A 15301-nucleotide genomic window follows, 5' to 3' on the forward strand; every position below is an offset into this window, starting at 1 on the left:
AAATGAGGGAAAATCATGAAAAAGCAAGCACTAATCAGTGTTTCTGACAAAACAAACATCACGACATTCGCAGAAGGCCTTGTTGAGCTCGATTATGACATCCTATCAACTGGTGGAACGTTAAAAGCATTAAAAGAAGCAGGAATTCCCGCAAAAGCAGTAGACGAAGTAACCGGCTTTCCAGAAATTTTAGGTGGACGTGTTAAAACGTTACATCCATTTATTCATGGAGGCCTTTTGGCGAAACGTTCTAATCTGGATCATATGAGCCAGCTTGAAGAAAACAACATCGCGCCAATCGATATGGTCGTTGTAAACCTTTATCCTTTCAAACAAACGTTGCAAAAAGAAGGCGTATCAGGTGATGAAATTATCGAAAACATCGATATTGGTGGTCCAACGATGCTTCGGGCAGCTGCGAAAAACTTTGCAGACGTTGCGGTTGTTGTAAATCCTTCAGACTATGATACTGTGCTTGCAGGATTACGCTCAGATTCGTTTGGCAAAAAAGAACGTAAAAAGTTAGCCGCAAAGGTTTTCCAGCATACTGCAAATTATGATGCAATGATTGCGCGTTATTTTTCCGAGGAAACAGAAGAAGCATTTCCAGAAACTTATACGGTTACTTATGAAAAAGTGCAATCCCTTCGTTACGGGGAAAACCCTCACCAGCAGGCAGCCTTTTACCAAAACCCGCTTCACAAAGGGTGGAGTCTTGCCGCTGCCAAGCAATTGCATGGTAAAGAGCTTTCATTTAACAATATTCAAGATGCAAATGCAGCACTGGAAATTCTGTCTGAATATAAGGAACCTACTGCTGTTGCAGTGAAGCATATGAATCCATGCGGAATTGGTGTATCGGAAGACTTATCAGCTGCTTTTACACGCGCTTATGAAGCAGATCCAATCTCTATATTTGGTGGCATTGTCGCATGCAATCGCGAGGTAGACGCAGCAACTGCTAAGCAATTGAGTGAAATTTTCTTAGAAATCGTGATCGCTCCAGGGTTTACAGAAGAAGCAATGGAAATTTTAACGCAAAAGAAAAACATTCGTTTGCTTGATCTTCCAATGCAAGAGGGAGATAGTGGTTACCACAAACTAACTACGGTAAAAGGTGGATTACTCGTACAAGACAGTGATGATGGAGAGGTAACGAGAGAAGGTATAACCATCCCGACTAAACGGCAGCCGACTGACAAAGAACTAACGGATCTATTGTTTGCCTGGAAAGCTGTAAAACATGTGAAATCAAACGCCATCGTATTAGCGAAAGACAACCAGACAGTGGGCGTTGGTGCTGGTCAGATGAACCGAATCGGCTCTGCAAACATCGCGATCGAGCAAGCCGGTGAAAAAGCAAAAGGTGCAGTCCTAGCTTCAGATGCCTTCTTCCCAATGCCAGATACAGTGGAAGCAGCCGCTGCAGCAGGTGTTACAGCAATTATTCAACCAGGTGGGTCAAAGCGTGACCAAGACTCTATTGATGTATGTGACGAGCATGGCATCACAATGGTCTACACAGGAATGCGTCATTTCAAACACTAAAAAAGGGAGGAAAAGACATGAATATTCTCGTAATTGGCCGTGGTGGCCGGGAACACAGTATTGTCATGAAACTCTCCGAAAGTGAGCGTATCTCTAAGCTTTTCGTCGCTCCTGGAAATGCTGGCATGAAGCAAGCAGAATCTGTTGCTATTGATGAAATGAACATGGAGGAGCTTGTTACATTTGCGAAGGATAAACAAATTGATCTAACGATTGTTGGTCCGGAAAATCCATTGAATGAAGGGATTGCCGACAGCTTTATCGAAGCTGGACTTAAGGTGGTCGCCCCACAAAAAGCAGCAGCACTGCTTGAAGGCAGCAAAAGTTTTGCCAAGGAATTCATGAAAAAACATGCTGTGCCAACTGCAGCCTATGGGACCTTTACATCTGCAGACGAAGCGAAGATGTATATTGAAAAACAAGGTGCTCCCATCGTGATTAAAGCGGATGGTTTGGCGGCTGGAAAAGGTGTCATTGTTGCAGAAACACAGGAGCAAGCACTTGCGGCAGTGGATGAAATCTTAGTGGGAAAAGCCTTCGACGGTGCCGGAGCTAAAATTGTCGTGGAAGAATTTTTATCCGGAAAAGAATTTTCTCTGATGGCCTTCGTTCACGAACATAATGTGTATCCTATGGTGCCTGCTCGTGACCATAAGCGCGCTTTTGATCATGACGAAGGACCGAACACAGGCGGCATGGGTGCCTTCGCGCCAGTTCCTGATGTTACCGCAGACCATCTGGATTTTGCAATGAAGGAAATTTTACAAAAAACAGCGGACGGCCTGATGCACGAAGGACGTCCATTTACTGGTATTCTATACGCTGGGCTGATGATGACTGAAGACGGGCCAAAGGTTATTGAATTTAACACCCGCTTCGGCGATCCGGAAACACAGGTTGTATTACCACTTTTAAAAAATGACTTGGTTCAAGTGCTTTTAGATGTAATGGATGGAAAGGATCCCGGTTTGGAGTGGGAGGTCGCCTCTTGTGTCGGTGTAGTTTTAGCTTCACAAGGATACCCAGGCTCTTATTCTAAAGGTGTTGCGATACCCGCTATAAGCGAAAAGGACACGTACACCGTGCATGCGGGTACCAAGCAGGTGGAGGATAAACTTGTTTCAGACGGGGGACGTGTTCTTCTTGTTGGAGCAAAGGATACTAGTCATGAAGCAGCTCGTGAGAAGGTTTATAGAGCACTAGCCGATGTAGAGAATGGAAGAGAATTTTTTTATCGGACAGATATTGGGAAGTGAGAAAAGCTTGAGGGGATTACTCCTCAAGCTTTTTGTGTATGGTTTGATATTTGAAAAGATTGAATTAAGCATGGCTCATTATCTATAATTTTTTTCTCTTCTTCAAAATGAATATCAAGGTCAATAAACATCCTTTTCCAAAAGGAAACTGCAGGTCTATTAGTTTCTAATTCAATTATAAAGTATCTCCCTGTTTTCTGTTTAAATAACTTCATTAATAAGGCTTTTGCAAACCCTTTTCTTCTATATTTCTTCAATATAAAAATATCGTTAATACTATAGTCATATTCCTTTTTTAGGAAGGGTCTTTCCAAGAGTAATATAAAACCAACAATTGAAGCATCATTTATTAAAAAATACGGGGTCAACCCTTCTGTCTCCCATAGTAAATCAAACGAATCAAATTCAAATTTTCCGTTTGATGATATGTCTAGTGTCGTATTGAATTCTGACAGATCATGTAAATAAAGGGAGTATAGCTTTTCCAGAATATGCTTCTGGTCTATGGAAATCGGCTTTAGTGAGACAGTCATTTTCATACCTCATTTATAACTAATTAGAAGTCTTACTAAATTAGTTCGACATGAAGAATGAGTTATCCTTCTCCTCCTGGACTGCTTATATAAGTAAAAGAGCGCCATTATGACGATCTTTTACCTTTTCCTCAGGCTTTTTACTTGTTCCACCTCGAAATCTTCATTTTCCACCTCCCCCGCTTTAGTTTTTATCCCAATTATTTTTAAAAAATGATGGAGAATCGCCCGTCAATTAGGGAATTCAATCATAAAACAATGTCACATAGGATATAATTAAAATTGATAGAAAATCGTAAATAATAAATAGTTAACTTTGGAGGCCTTAGTGTTTTGAAAAACTTTTTCTTCTTTGCTTAAATTAATAAACTAAGTGTGGTGATAGACTACTTGAACATTTTAACTTTGATTCTAAGTTATTTAACAGGTTCAATCTCATTTGCTTTAGTAATCGGTAAAATATTTTATAAGAAAGATATTCGTAAATTCGGTAGTGGTAACCTTGGTGCTACGAATGCTTATAGGGTTTTAGGTGTAAAAGCAGGTCTAATTGTGGCAGTTGCTGATATTTTAAAAGGGACATTCGCTTGTTTACTTCCCCTAATTCTTGGTTCTTCAGTCCATCCAATCTTATGTGGATTATTAGCCATACTAGGTCATATATTTTCAGTTTTTGCAAGATTTAAAGGTGGAAAAGCTGTGGCGACAGCAACTGGAGTATTTCTATTTTTGACTCCTTTAGGCGTTTTTGTTGCTTTTGTAATATTTGTGTTAACGTTGCTATTAACTAAGTATGTATCACTAAGTTCAATGCTTGCTAGTGTGTCCTTAATTGGTTACAGTCTTCTATTTGAAGATAAAGTTATCATAGCACTTTCTTTATTAATAAGCGTATCAATCATTATTCTTCATCGGCAAAATATAAAGCGACTCATAAATGGTACAGAGAGCAAAATAGTTGATAGGCAATAATTATTAATATTTGAGGTAACAATTTCATGGGAACATAGAGCTAAATGAATTAAAGACCAGTTGAGGAGAAAATTGTATGGAAAGTTATACTTATCAAGAATTGGTTAGAGATATTCATATCGGTCACGAAATTGAATTTAAATATAAAGGGAAGCTATACATAACATTAAATGTACAAGAAGGCTTTGGTTTAGCAGAGTCTAATAAATATTGTACATGTGTTTTGCAATAGAAAAGTACATAATAATGCAATAAAAATTACATAAGCTTGCCAGCCGGTACTTTCAATTAATTTTGTCTTGATAATGCGTGGCTTACACGGTAGCTGTCTCCTGTAAAGGTAAGTACATGGGCGTGATGTATAACGCGATCAACTAAAGCAGCTGTAAGCCTCGAGTCCACGAATATACGATTCCACTGACTAAATTCCAAATTTGAAGTGATGATGATGCTCTTTTGCTCATACCAATCGGTGATCAGTTGAAATAGAAGCTCCGCTCCTTCTTTGCTGAATGGAATGTATCCCATTTCATCTAAGATGATAAGATCTACTTTTTTAAAACGATTCCTAAACTGGTGAAGTTTTCCTTCTCTCCACATTCTTTCTAACGTATCAACTAGATCGGATACCCGATAGAATCGCACCTCATATCCCTTCTTGCATGCCTCACGGCCTAACCCTGTCGCTAAATGAGTCTTTCCTGTACCTGGGGAACCGGAAAGAACGACATTCTCTTTCTTAGATATAAAGTGAAGTTCTTTCAATTCAGTACGGTCGACCTGAGGGGGGAATCTTATCTGATCTCCCCATTGAAAGTCTGAAAGACTTTTGTGATTGGCGAATTTTGCTTTTTTTATAAGACGTTCAGCTTTTGCTTCCTCTCTCAATTCAAATTCTCTCTGGAATAATGTTTCCAAGTATTGCGTTTGATTTTCAAACGGGATTTTCTCATAAATGTCGGCTACATAGGCTAGGCGTAGACTTTTACACATCTCTTTTATATTCATACTCGTTGCTCTCCATCCTCTTGCGCACCTGGTTGTAGTAGGTCGTATTTAGACCAATCAACGTCATAAGGGTGAGAAGTAGAATCAAAGGTTCTTTCTGATTGTTGTTGTAGAAGATCATAAAACTTGTCATTAACCTCTTCCATATCATACTGAATTAATAAGTTGATCAACCAATGTAGACGCTCTTTCCTTAATGTAAGAGGCTCTATGCTTAGATAAGCTGCTATTCGGCCAGGCAAATATGGATTATATCTTGAGTAAGGAACCGATCTTGGTTTAGAAGCCCAGGCTCTCATAATGGAAAGCCAAGGGATATTTCGGTTTTTGTTCATATATGGCCGAAAGTCTGAATGGAGAATCTCTCCGTAAGGAGATACCACTTTATATCGATCCCAATAGAGTATCAAATGAAGATAACTGAAATTATATCCTTTTGGAATATGTTCTTTCATACTGTCTATAGTGATTTCTCCGTACTTGTTAGCTGTTACTTTCGTTTCTTTGAAAATCGGATAATCTTCATCCGGAAGGGCTAAGGCATGATTCAATTCCTCATCAAGTAGTTCTTGAATACGAACTTCCTTTGCGTAATGAATGCGTTGCCGATCCTGTGCCAGTTTTTCACTTAAAATAGTAGTTAGATCTTCATAGCTTTCTATGACTGGAGAAGGAGTTACAAAGTTATATCTTACATACCCTACTTTATTTTCAACGTGTCCTTTCTCATTGCCCTTACGTACATTACATGCTTGAATTTCAAAACGGTAGAAATTAGCGAATTGAAGAAACTCATCTGTAAAAATGGCTTCGCCATCCTTATTCCTTGCTTTTATTACGGCGGCTTTCAAGTTATCAATTCTAAGCTTTCGTGGTACGCCACCCAGTAGTTCAAAGCTTTTCTTTAACCCATATAAAAAGCATTCTTGGTTTTCCCCTGGAAGAGGGATGGTAAAAGCTGCATTACTATAAGGCAGGCTCATTATTAAACAGTGGACATCGATGAATTTTCCATCTTTCACAGCTTCTGTTATTCCAAAATCCACTTGAGCTTCAGCTGGAGGATGATTTAATCTTTCACTATTCTTATCTTTAACGTCATCTGAATTTCCTTTTCCCTCTTTCCATTCAGCTATAAAGTAGGAAACGGTCCTATAGGAACCGGTAAACCCATGCGTTTGAAGTTCTTGAAAAATGGTCTTGTTTCTCCTTCTCAGTTTTGGCTTTAGTTTTTGATCTTCAATAAGCCAGTCCGTGACCATCTCTCCCCAATGATCTTCATACATCATTCCTTTTCTCATTACCTGTTTTTCTTGCGGAACCTGGTCTTCGTCCGCATATTTCTTGGCGGTACGCCAATTCACTTGAGCCCTTTGGGCAATTTTATTTATAGATATGTCTTCATGATTTCTTAAAGTTTTGATATGATTAATCTTAGTCATTGCTAGCAATCCTCTCGACCTCCACTGTTTTGATTCGACACCAACTACAGTAGAGTTATTTTGGATGGCTGGCAAGGCTTTTTTTTATCTAAAAAAGAAGTGCAGAGTTATGTACGTTTTGGTTGCACATCTCTGTACTTCTATTTTGCACTACACAGTACATACCATAAAACTCCAAAAGAACTTTTACAAAAAGGGAAAATAGAGGGGGAAAGCCTAAAGGATTTATGGGAGGATGTAGAGGTTATATCCATTTTTAAAAGCTTTCCTTCTTTACTTTTGTAATATTAAGTGTTGCCAGTGTGGGGGAAGCTCGTATGTTTCAATATGCTCGAAATTAGTTAGTTTAACATCATCAGGGATGATAGGGGAAATCTCAAAAGTCAGTCTATCTTTCCCAACAGGTATGTGGGGACCCACCACTGGTGTAAGCTCTAATGTTAGTCGGAAATGAAAGCTGCGAAAACCTTCTACTCTTTCTACCTCAGCAATATCAACTTGATACGGATAAACGGATGGTGATTCTGTTAAATATTCTTCGTAATAATGGTTCACTGCCCTTTCTATATCTTCACCTAATAACAGCATTAGGATATCCTGGATTTTTAGCTCATACGAATCTTCGGTTGGGTCTGAAGGTTTTAGCATGGCAGAAGTTGAAGTGTCATAATAAAAGAAAACTGCTGTGACGATAAGTAAAGAAATTACATGCTTTTTCATAATTATCTCTCCACAAATATGATTATGGAATAGTATGCTCTTTTTGAGAAGAATAATAAGAAGCCCCGAAATAAACATTTAGGGGCAGCGTAAATTTATGTTACGATTTAAGAAAGAAAATATGTAGGCATCTGAGTTTGCTCACTTAAACAAAAAAGGTAGCATAAATGAATTAGGAGGCATTAAAAGTTAGAAGTCTGGCTATAATTGTTTTGTTGCAGCATTGGTGATAAGTTCTGTTCCAACAAAAGAATTGACACGTTACATAAACTAGTACCGAAAGAGCGTTAAGTGGGTCGTGCTGTATGCAACCATCAATAATCAAATTCTACCTTCGTCTCTGCATAAGAAGAACGAAAAATAACATAATTATCCTCAACCCATTCAGTATTATCTATCCCTAAAACTTCTAAGTTACTGTCATTCGTTCCTCTAGTCATAATATGTATCGTTTCATCATTTAATTTTTTCATTAATCCAAGAGGTTTTTTCTTGTAAATATTGTAAAAGTGATTTGTTTCCCCTAGTGTAGCATCTCTGTGCTCTATAATTAATATGTTTTTTCCATCAGGGGACGTTACAGTTTCATAAGAATTACTCAAATCAACAAATAAATGTATAAAGGCAAATGGGACTAAAATAGGCATTACTAAAACTGTGATAATAAGTGCCCAAAACCTTGCTGGCTTTAAGTCTATTAATACAAGAAAAAGAGCAAGTAAAGTAAGAATTGATGGAATAATGAAGCTGGTAGGCTTAAGAAAAGCAAAGTAGTAATTTTGGGTTAATAATATAATAGCCATTAAATCAAATAACACGATAGAAATGAAAAATACCATTATGGGAAAATGAAGCATTTGAAGTTTTTTAAAAAAGTTTAACTTCACTTTATTTGTTTTTTGATGGGTATCTGGTTTCTTATTTCTAAACTTATAAAGGATCAAAAATATCCATAGTATAATTAACACACCAATGAAGGTGTTCATTTAAAACATCTCCCTAATTTGTGATTATATCGTCCCTAATTAGTAGAATAAAATAGAACCGAAATATTGCAATATTAACTGATAAATGGCGATGAGAAATCCTAAAACACTTGCTTTCCATTGAAGGATAACGACTAAAAATCCCAAGAGAATCCATAATTCAAATCCCTCTTCTTCTCTTCTATAAGAATAAATCGGAGTTATGTAAGTGCTAATTAGAAAGTAAAAAAATAACGTAAAACGTCTATTTTCTAATTGCTTACTCCACCTTACTAATAAGAAAATGATAACGATAGTTTCTAACAATATACTCATTAATCGTATTACTAAGTTAATAGATAAAAGCATATTTTGAGTTGTTTTTAACTATATTTTACCATATTGTATTGACTACAGCCCCGCAAAGTGAAACCACAACACTCAAAAGTGAAACCACAACACTCAAAAGTGAAACCAGAGCATCCCAAAGTGGAACCACAACACCCAAAAGTCAAACCACACCACTATCCAATTCACAAAATAGTCACCCCTTTTTAATGCTAACTTTACAACGTTAAAGCGAATTTTATGGTAAAATAAAGAAAAAGAAATATTGGAGCGTTGCTTATGTTAGAGAATGGTTATTATTGGAGAAACCGTGAACTGAGACAGCATGTCAGCGTAATTGATGGACTGGATAAGCCTGATTTGCTCCTGACCAATGCTGTGTATTTGAATACGTATACCAAAGCTTGGATTTCAGCAAATATTTGGATTGTGAACGATCGAATCGTCTATGTTGGGGAAAATCTGCCGGCAAATACAGATGGTGTAGAAACGATGGACTGTTCTGGTAAGTATCTTGTGCCTGGTTATATTGAGCCACATGCCCATCCATTTCAATTATATAATCCGGAAGAGCTGGCGAATCATGCAGCACAAACTGGAACAACAACACTTGTGAATGATAACATCCTCTGGCTTTTATTATTGAATAAAAAGAAAGCGTTTTCTTTATTGAATGATTTTCAAAAACACCCTGTGTCCATGTATTGGTGGGCGCGCTTTGATGCGCAAACAGAATTAAAGGATGATACACAGCTTTTCAATACACAGGAAATTTTATCATGGATCAAGCATCCGGCTGTTGTACAAGGGGGAGAACTGACTTCATGGCCGGATTTATTAGCTGGAGACGACCGTCTTTTGCATTGGATACAGGAAACAAAGCGGCAGGGGAAGCCAGTTGAAGGGCATCTGCCAGGAGCATCTGAGAAAACCTTAACGAAAATGAAGCTGTTAGGGGTTAATGCAGACCATGAATCCATGACAGGGGAAGAGGTTATGCGCAGGCTACAGCTTGGCTATCAGGTCGGGTTGCGCTATTCTTCTATTCGGCCAGATTTGCCAAGTCTATTGGAAGAATTACAAGCTATGAATTTGAAAAGCTATGATAATCTCACGATGACAACTGATGGAGCGACACCGGGCTTTTATGAGGATGGCTTAATGAATGTTTGCATTGAAATTGCGATTGAGAAAGGCGTGCCACTGGAGGAGGCTTACTTGATGGCAAGCTATAATGCTGCCAAACACCTTAGCTTGCAGGAACAGCTTGGAAGCATTGCGCCTGGAAGAATTGCTAATATTAATTTTCTTACGGAGAAGAATAACCCACACCCGGAAAGCGTTTTGGCTAAAGGGCAGTGGATCGTTAAAAACAATCTCGCCCAAAGTATATCCAAGGTAGTAGACTGGGAAGCTTACGGGATAGGAGCTCTGTCTTATGATTGGCAGCTAACGGAAAGGCAGTTGCAGTTTTCCGTACCCATTGGACTTGATATGGTAAATGATGTGATTATTAAACCTTACGCCATTGATACGGACATCACAACAGAGAGATTACCAGACACCAAGATGGATGCTTTTCTTCTGCTTTTAGACAGAAAAGGGAAGTGGCGTGTGAATACAACAATCCGTGGATTTACAGATCGACTGGGCGGGTTGGCGAGCTCTTATTCGACGACGGGAGATTTTATTTTTATCGGCAAAAACAAATCCGACATTGTTCTTGCCGGCAAGCGCTTGAAGGAATTAGGCGGAGGTATTGTGCTTGTGCATGATGGAGAAATTTTGTTAGAAATTCCATTAACGCTCTCAGGTACCATGTATGATGGGCAGATGTCTGCGTTAATTGAGAAGGAAAAGCAGCTTAAGGCTATTTTGAAAGAATTTGGCTATGCCTTTAACGATCCGGTTTACTCCATATTTTTTCTATCTTCTACCCATTTACCTTATGTTCGAATTACACAACGGGGTATTATGGACGTTAAGAAAAAGGAAGTACTATTCCCAGCAACCATGTGTTAGCGTATAATAGAGTAAAATCTAGTTACTAAGGGTGTTGTGGGAAGAATGAAAAAATTAGTATGGATGCTTGTCTTTGCATTCATCTTGCTCGTCGGGTGCTCCGAGGAAAAAGAAGCGGAGAACAATGATACGAAAGATACAGATATGCAGGAAAAGACTGAACAACCGGAAGAAACAGCAGAATATGTCGCTCCTTTAACAGGTGTCGCAGCAGAGGAGCCGATTAACAATAGAATTGTTTCGGTAATGGTGAACAACCATACAAAAGCAAGACCTCAAACAGGCTTATCGAAAGCGGATATTGTATTTGAAATATTAGCAGAAGGCAGAATCACACGGTTTCTTGCTCTGTTCCAAAGTGAAATGCCTGAGGTTGTTGGGCCAGTGAGAAGCGCTCGAGAGTATTATTTTACGCTAGCCGATGATTATAACGCGCTTTATGTATATCACGGGGCAGCAGGTTTTGTGAACGATATGATTGCGAACAGGGGAATTGATCATCTAAATGGATCCCTTTATGATAATGATGGTAACTTATTCAAACGGGAAGCCTTCCGCCAAGCTCCCCATAATTCCTATTTACAACTAGGTGCAGTATATGATGTTGCGGAAAGTAAAGGGTATGAGACAAGTGCAGATGTCCAGCCACTTCCTTTTGTATCTGCGGATGCAGAAGTTTCAGGTGAAGCCGCACAGCACATAGAAATCGTATATTCTGAGAAGCCTATGGAAATTGTTGAATTTGATTATGAAGCAAGCGCGGGGGTTTATCATCGTTTTAATGACGGGGAACAAACAGTAGAACTAAATTCGGAAGAACCGATACAGGCAGCAAATGTGTTCATCGTGGAAACATCCCATGAAGTAATTGATGACCAGGGACGACGGGCAGTTGACATGGCATCAGGTGGAAATGCTTATCTTTTACAAAAAGGAAAAGTGCAGCAGCTTCAATGGGAAAACAGAGAGGGAAGAATTGTCCCTGTAAAGGATGGAGAAGTAGTCGGTTTTGTGCCAGGTAAAACCTGGATCAATGTCATTCCGACTAACCCTGGGTTAACCAATTCCGTCACCATATCGAATGAAAAGTAGGAGGGCTTACTTGTGCAAATAGATAAACTACGCGGAGAACAGCTTGATCAATTGTTTGACGCAATTCTTACGTTAAAAGACCGGGAAGAGTGCTATCGCTTTTTTGACGATATTGCGACGATGTCTGAGATACATGCTATATCTCAACGGCTCCAGGTGGCAAAAATGCTTACCGAAGGCCGTACATACACAGTTATCGAACAGGAAACAAATGCTTCCACCGCAACTATCTCCCGTGTACGTAGATGTATTAATTATGGAAGTGAAGGTTATAAAATGGTCTTAGACCGATTAAAAGATGAAGAAGCAACCTAAACAAAGAGATGCTGGTTATAGTCCAGCATCTCTTTGTTTATAATACGGAGTAACGAGATAAATGTGAAGAAGGTTAGATCGCTTATCAAGGGAGGACAGCATAAGAATGAGCACCATTAGTTGGAAAGCGATAAGGCTTTATGTAGGTCTGTTATTTATCATCCTACTGATAGGGTGTTCCGATGATCCCGAAAATAGTTTGGACCAAGCTAATGATGAGGCAGCCGGTAGAACAGAGCAAGCCAATGAGGAAAGTGAAGAAGGGGAAAGCACTGAACGAGCTACTTCTTCAAAGCAGGAAATCGACACGGAAGGATCCACTTCGGCTAACACAAAAAATCCAGTTCAAGCAAAGATTGCTTCTATGACAATGAAAGAAAAAATTGGTCAAATGCTTATGTTTGGGTTTGAAGGAACCAAAATCAATGAAACAACAAGAAGGTTAATTGAGAACAACCATATTGGCGGAGTGATTTTGTTTGAAAAGAATGTCACAGACTCCCAGCAATTAACGGCTTTAAATCGTGAGCTAAAGGAAATAAAGGTCGGATCACAGGAAATACCTTTATTTATTTCCGTAGATGAAGAAGGTGGTTCTGTATCAAGAATGCCTACGGAAATAATCAAGCTTCCGGACAGTGAAGAAATTGGGGATCGTAACAGTAAGGAGCTTGCCTTTAAAGTTGGAGAAGCGATTGGCGAAAGGGTAAGCACATTCGGTTTTAATATTTCCATGGCGCCTGTGATGGATATTAATAGTAATCCACAGAACCCAGTTATCGGCAAGAGAGCATTTGGGGATAATAAGGAAGTTGTTTCAAAAATGGGCATTGCTGAAATGAAAGGTATCCAATCAAAAGGTGTTGTCCCAGTAATTAAACATTTTCCAGGACATGGGGACACAAGTGTTGATTCACATTTAGGATTACCAGTTGTAAATCATAACCTGCAAAGTCTTCGTAAAAGGGAATTAGTTCCATTTAAAAAAGCCATCAATTACCAAGCTGATATGACAATGGTGGCTCATATCCTTTTACCAGCAATAGATAAGGAGTATCCCTCTTCCTTATCTGAAAATGTGATTACTACTCTTTTAAGGGAGGAGTTAGGCTTCAAAGGATTAGTTATAACCGATGATATGACCATGGGAGCCATTTTAGAGAATTATGATATAGGTGATGCTACCGTAAAAGCTGTGCAAGCAGGTAATGATATTGTTTTAGTTTGCCATGGGGACAAAAATAAACGGAAAGCCCTTAACAGCTTAACGAAAGCTGTAAAAGATGGAACGATAACAGAAGCAAGGGTTAATCAAAGTGTAGAAAGAATTTTGCAGCTCAAAGAAAAGTATAATCTATCTGACGCACCCATTCCTGAAATAAATGTAGATAAAATAAATCAGTCATCTAAGGAAATTCTCCGTGCGCTTCAAGAAACGGAACAGGGGGTCGCAGATGACAACTAAACTAACTTGAATTTTTCCAAAAACTATGGCAAAGTAAACAATGTAATGTTGTTAATTGAATAGTACGTTTCGATGTAGGGGGACCAGTGTTGCTGGTTGAGATGATATCCGTAAGATATAGACCCTTGGAACCTGATCTGGCTCAAACCAGCGTAGGGAACATATAGAAGTGAATGTGACGATATATGCGCCTGGGTGAGCCCTGAGCGCATTTTTTTGTGCATGAAAACCATATGTTCCTCCATAACAACATTATTTGTCTTACACAAAAAGGAGGAAAAAGGAATGAAGAAGTTCGTACTTAGTATGCTCGTGTTGGTTATCTTGCTTGTTGCAGGCTGTAATCAATCCGCAACAGATGAAGGGGAAAATCAACAGGAGAACCAGGAATTAAAAGAAGTGACGATGGTGCTTGATTGGACACCAAATACGAATCACACCGGCCTCTATGTTGCACAGGCTGAAGGTTATTTTGAAGAGGAAGGATTAGATGTAGAAATTACAATGCCCGGTGAATCAGGTGCAGACCAAGTAGTTGCCTCAGGACAGGCGGAATTTGGCATAGGTGCACAAGAAGCTATAACGGAAGCGCGTATTCAAGATATTCCAATTGTCTCGATTGCCGCAATTATTCAGCATAATACATCAGGATTTGCTTCACCGGCAGACAAAGGGATCACCTCTCCTGCCGATTACGCTGGAAAAACGTATGGAGGCTGGGGCGCGCCTGTAGAGAAAGCAGTGATTGATTCCTTAATGAAGCAGGAAGATGCCAGTGCAGAGGATGTCAACATTATTAATATGGGAAATACCGACTTTTTCACTGCAGTGGAAAGAGATGTAGATTTTGCCTGGATCTATTATGGTTGGACTGGTGTGGAAGCAGAGCTTCGTGGCACTGAATTAAATATGCAGTATCTGACAGATTACAGTGAAAAGCTAGATTACTATACACCTGTCGTGACGACGAATGAGAGTTTAATAGAATCAGACCCGGAAACAGTTCAAGCATTTGTGAAAGCAGTGTCCAGAGGCTATGAATATGCCATAGAGAACCCGGGTGAAGCAGCAGATATTTTAATTGAAGCTGTTCCAGACCTTGATCCTGAATTGGTTAAGGCAAGTCAGGAATGGATCTCACCGAAGTATCAGGATGACGCAACCCAATGGGGCATTCAAGACGAAGAAGTTTGGCAGAATTATGGTGACTGGATGTATGAGAATGGACTATTGGAAGAAGAACTAGATGCCAGTAGCGCTTATACAAATGAATTTTTACCAGAAAAGTAGAATAGGAGAGATATAATATGGCAAACGCATTAGTAAGCATTCAAATTATCCCGAAAACAAAAAACGGGGAGGATTCCATTCCGTATGTAGATGCGGCTATCGAGGTTATTGAAAAGTCTGGGGTAAAGTATCAAGTGAATCCGTTAGAAACAACTATGGAAGGCGAATTGACAGAGCTATTTACCATTATTGAGCAAATGAATGAGAAAATGGCCTCTCTTGGTTGCCCGAGCATTATTTCCCAAGTGAAGGTGTATTACAAGCCTGACGGCGCATCAATGGATGTATTAACGGAAAAGTACCGTTAAGATGGGAGGTGAGGGAT

General features: G+C 39.2%; 16 protein-coding genes and 1 riboswitch. Of the genes, 10 read left to right on the top strand and 6 right to left on the bottom strand.

What is annotated here, in order from left to right; translation table 11 throughout:
- Positions 1 to 15 precede the first annotated feature (15 nt).
- A complete protein-coding gene (gene purH, locus LG273_RS03730; RefSeq protein ID WP_404457845.1) occupies positions 16 to 1548 on the top strand; it encodes a bifunctional phosphoribosylaminoimidazolecarboxamide formyltransferase/IMP cyclohydrolase in 1533 nt (510 codons plus the stop codon).
- A gap of 17 nt (positions 1549 to 1565) precedes the next feature.
- Positions 1566 to 2804, top strand: coding sequence for a phosphoribosylamine--glycine ligase (gene purD / locus LG273_RS03735; protein ID WP_404457848.1), 1239 nt, complete (start codon positions 1566 to 1568; stop codon positions 2802 to 2804).
- Between the two features lie 23 nt (positions 2805 to 2827).
- On the opposite strand, the gene LG273_RS03740 is transcribed toward purD, so the two are convergent.
- A complete protein-coding gene (locus LG273_RS03740) occupies positions 2828 to 3337 on the bottom strand; it encodes a GNAT family N-acetyltransferase (RefSeq protein ID WP_404457851.1) in 510 nt (169 codons plus the stop codon).
- 390 nt (positions 3338 to 3727) lie between these two features.
- Between LG273_RS03740 and plsY the strand changes: the two genes are divergently transcribed.
- Positions 3728 to 4309: a glycerol-3-phosphate 1-O-acyltransferase PlsY gene (gene plsY, locus LG273_RS03745; protein ID WP_404457854.1), complete on the top strand. Its 582-nt coding sequence runs from the start codon at positions 3728 to 3730 to the stop codon at positions 4307 to 4309.
- Between the two features lie 76 nt (positions 4310 to 4385).
- A complete protein-coding gene (locus LG273_RS03750; protein ID WP_404457857.1) occupies positions 4386 to 4541 on the top strand; it encodes a hypothetical protein in 156 nt (51 codons plus the stop codon).
- A gap of 56 nt (positions 4542 to 4597) precedes the next feature.
- On the opposite strand, the gene istB is transcribed toward LG273_RS03750, so the two are convergent.
- The 5 genes from istB to LG273_RS03775 all read right to left on the bottom strand — a co-directional run bounded on the left by istB (position 4598) and on the right by LG273_RS03775 (position 8780).
- Positions 4598 to 5317 (bottom strand): IS21-like element helper ATPase IstB, encoded by a 720-nt coding sequence (gene istB, locus LG273_RS03755; protein WP_379561679.1) that lies wholly within the window; start codon positions 5315 to 5317, stop codon positions 4598 to 4600.
- Entirely contained in the window at positions 5314 to 6759 is a 1446-nt protein-coding gene (gene istA, locus LG273_RS03760) for an IS21 family transposase (protein WP_404459466.1), read from the bottom strand. The genes istB and istA overlap by 4 nt, the downstream gene beginning before the upstream one ends.
- A 273-nt stretch (positions 6760 to 7032) precedes the next feature.
- Positions 7033 to 7479, bottom strand: coding sequence for a DUF3888 domain-containing protein (locus LG273_RS03765; RefSeq protein WP_404457859.1), 447 nt, complete (start codon positions 7477 to 7479; stop codon positions 7033 to 7035).
- 314 nt (positions 7480 to 7793) lie between these two features.
- Entirely contained in the window at positions 7794 to 8465 is a 672-nt protein-coding gene (locus tag LG273_RS03770; RefSeq protein ID WP_404457862.1) for a hypothetical protein, read from the bottom strand.
- Positions 8466 to 8504: 39 nt separating this feature from the next.
- Positions 8505 to 8780 carry a hypothetical protein gene (locus LG273_RS03775; RefSeq protein WP_404457865.1) on the bottom strand — a complete coding sequence of 92 codons (276 nt, stop codon included), beginning with the start codon at positions 8778 to 8780 and terminating at the stop codon, positions 8505 to 8507.
- Between the two features lie 291 nt (positions 8781 to 9071).
- Between LG273_RS03775 and LG273_RS03780 the strand changes: the two genes are divergently transcribed.
- From LG273_RS03780 to LG273_RS03805, 6 genes are all read left to right on the top strand, one after another.
- Complete coding sequence (locus tag LG273_RS03780; protein WP_404457867.1) at positions 9072 to 10814, top strand: adenine deaminase C-terminal domain-containing protein; 1743 nt, start codon at positions 9072 to 9074, stop codon at positions 10812 to 10814.
- A 45-nt stretch (positions 10815 to 10859) separates the two neighbouring features.
- A complete protein-coding gene (locus tag LG273_RS03785) occupies positions 10860 to 11906 on the top strand; it encodes a DUF3048 domain-containing protein (RefSeq protein ID WP_404457870.1) in 1047 nt (348 codons plus the stop codon).
- A 12-nt stretch (positions 11907 to 11918) separates the two neighbouring features.
- A complete protein-coding gene (locus LG273_RS03790; protein ID WP_379562337.1) occupies positions 11919 to 12221 on the top strand; it encodes a YerC/YecD family TrpR-related protein in 303 nt (100 codons plus the stop codon).
- A 106-nt stretch (positions 12222 to 12327) separates the two neighbouring features.
- Complete coding sequence (gene nagZ / locus LG273_RS03795) at positions 12328 to 13686, top strand: beta-N-acetylhexosaminidase (protein ID WP_404457873.1); 1359 nt, start codon at positions 12328 to 12330, stop codon at positions 13684 to 13686.
- 66 nt (positions 13687 to 13752) lie between these two features.
- A riboswitch (TPP riboswitch) is annotated at positions 13753 to 13862 on the top strand.
- Between the two features lie 109 nt (positions 13863 to 13971).
- Positions 13972 to 14976, top strand: a complete 1005-nt coding sequence (locus LG273_RS03800) for an ABC transporter substrate-binding protein (protein WP_379562335.1) — start codon at positions 13972 to 13974, stop codon at positions 14974 to 14976.
- 17 nt (positions 14977 to 14993) lie between these two features.
- Positions 14994 to 15284 (top strand): MTH1187 family thiamine-binding protein, encoded by a 291-nt coding sequence (locus LG273_RS03805; RefSeq protein WP_404457876.1) that lies wholly within the window; start codon positions 14994 to 14996, stop codon positions 15282 to 15284.
- Positions 15285 to 15301: the final 17 nt, after the last annotated feature.

Origin of the sequence: Oceanobacillus kapialis (assembly GCF_044790185.1) — a bacterium.
GTDB classification, from domain to species: domain Bacteria; phylum Bacillota; class Bacilli; order Bacillales; family Amphibacillaceae; genus Oceanobacillus_B; species Oceanobacillus_B kapialis.

What these genes read in the sequence shown, in the direction of transcription:
- purH (WP_404457845.1), top strand. Translation starts at nt 16, where the DNA reads ATGAAAAAGCAAGCACTAATCAGTGTTTCTGACAAAACAAACATCACG.
- purD (WP_404457848.1), top strand. Translation starts at nt 1,566, where the DNA reads ATGAATATTCTCGTAATTGGCCGTGGTGGCCGGGAACACAGTATTGTC.
- LG273_RS03740 (WP_404457851.1), bottom strand. Translation starts at nt 3,337, where the DNA reads ATGACTGTCTCACTAAAGCCGATTTCCATAGACCAGAAGCATATTCTG.
- LG273_RS03750 (WP_404457857.1), top strand. Translation starts at nt 4,386, where the DNA reads ATGGAAAGTTATACTTATCAAGAATTGGTTAGAGATATTCATATCGGT.
- istB (WP_379561679.1), bottom strand. Translation starts at nt 5,317, where the DNA reads ATGAATATAAAAGAGATGTGTAAAAGTCTACGCCTAGCCTATGTAGCC.
- istA (WP_404459466.1), bottom strand. Translation starts at nt 6,759, where the DNA reads ATGACTAAGATTAATCATATCAAAACTTTAAGAAATCATGAAGACATA.
- LG273_RS03765 (WP_404457859.1), bottom strand. Translation starts at nt 7,479, where the DNA reads ATGAAAAAGCATGTAATTTCTTTACTTATCGTCACAGCAGTTTTCTTT.
- LG273_RS03770 (WP_404457862.1), bottom strand. Translation starts at nt 8,465, where the DNA reads ATGAACACCTTCATTGGTGTGTTAATTATACTATGGATATTTTTGATC.
- LG273_RS03775 (WP_404457865.1), bottom strand. Translation starts at nt 8,780, where the DNA reads ATGAGTATATTGTTAGAAACTATCGTTATCATTTTCTTATTAGTAAGG.
- LG273_RS03780 (WP_404457867.1), top strand. Translation starts at nt 9,072, where the DNA reads ATGTTAGAGAATGGTTATTATTGGAGAAACCGTGAACTGAGACAGCAT.
- LG273_RS03785 (WP_404457870.1), top strand. Translation starts at nt 10,860, where the DNA reads ATGAAAAAATTAGTATGGATGCTTGTCTTTGCATTCATCTTGCTCGTC.
- nagZ (WP_404457873.1), top strand. Translation starts at nt 12,328, where the DNA reads ATGAGCACCATTAGTTGGAAAGCGATAAGGCTTTATGTAGGTCTGTTA.
- LG273_RS03800 (WP_379562335.1), top strand. Translation starts at nt 13,972, where the DNA reads ATGAAGAAGTTCGTACTTAGTATGCTCGTGTTGGTTATCTTGCTTGTT.
- LG273_RS03805 (WP_404457876.1), top strand. Translation starts at nt 14,994, where the DNA reads ATGGCAAACGCATTAGTAAGCATTCAAATTATCCCGAAAACAAAAAAC.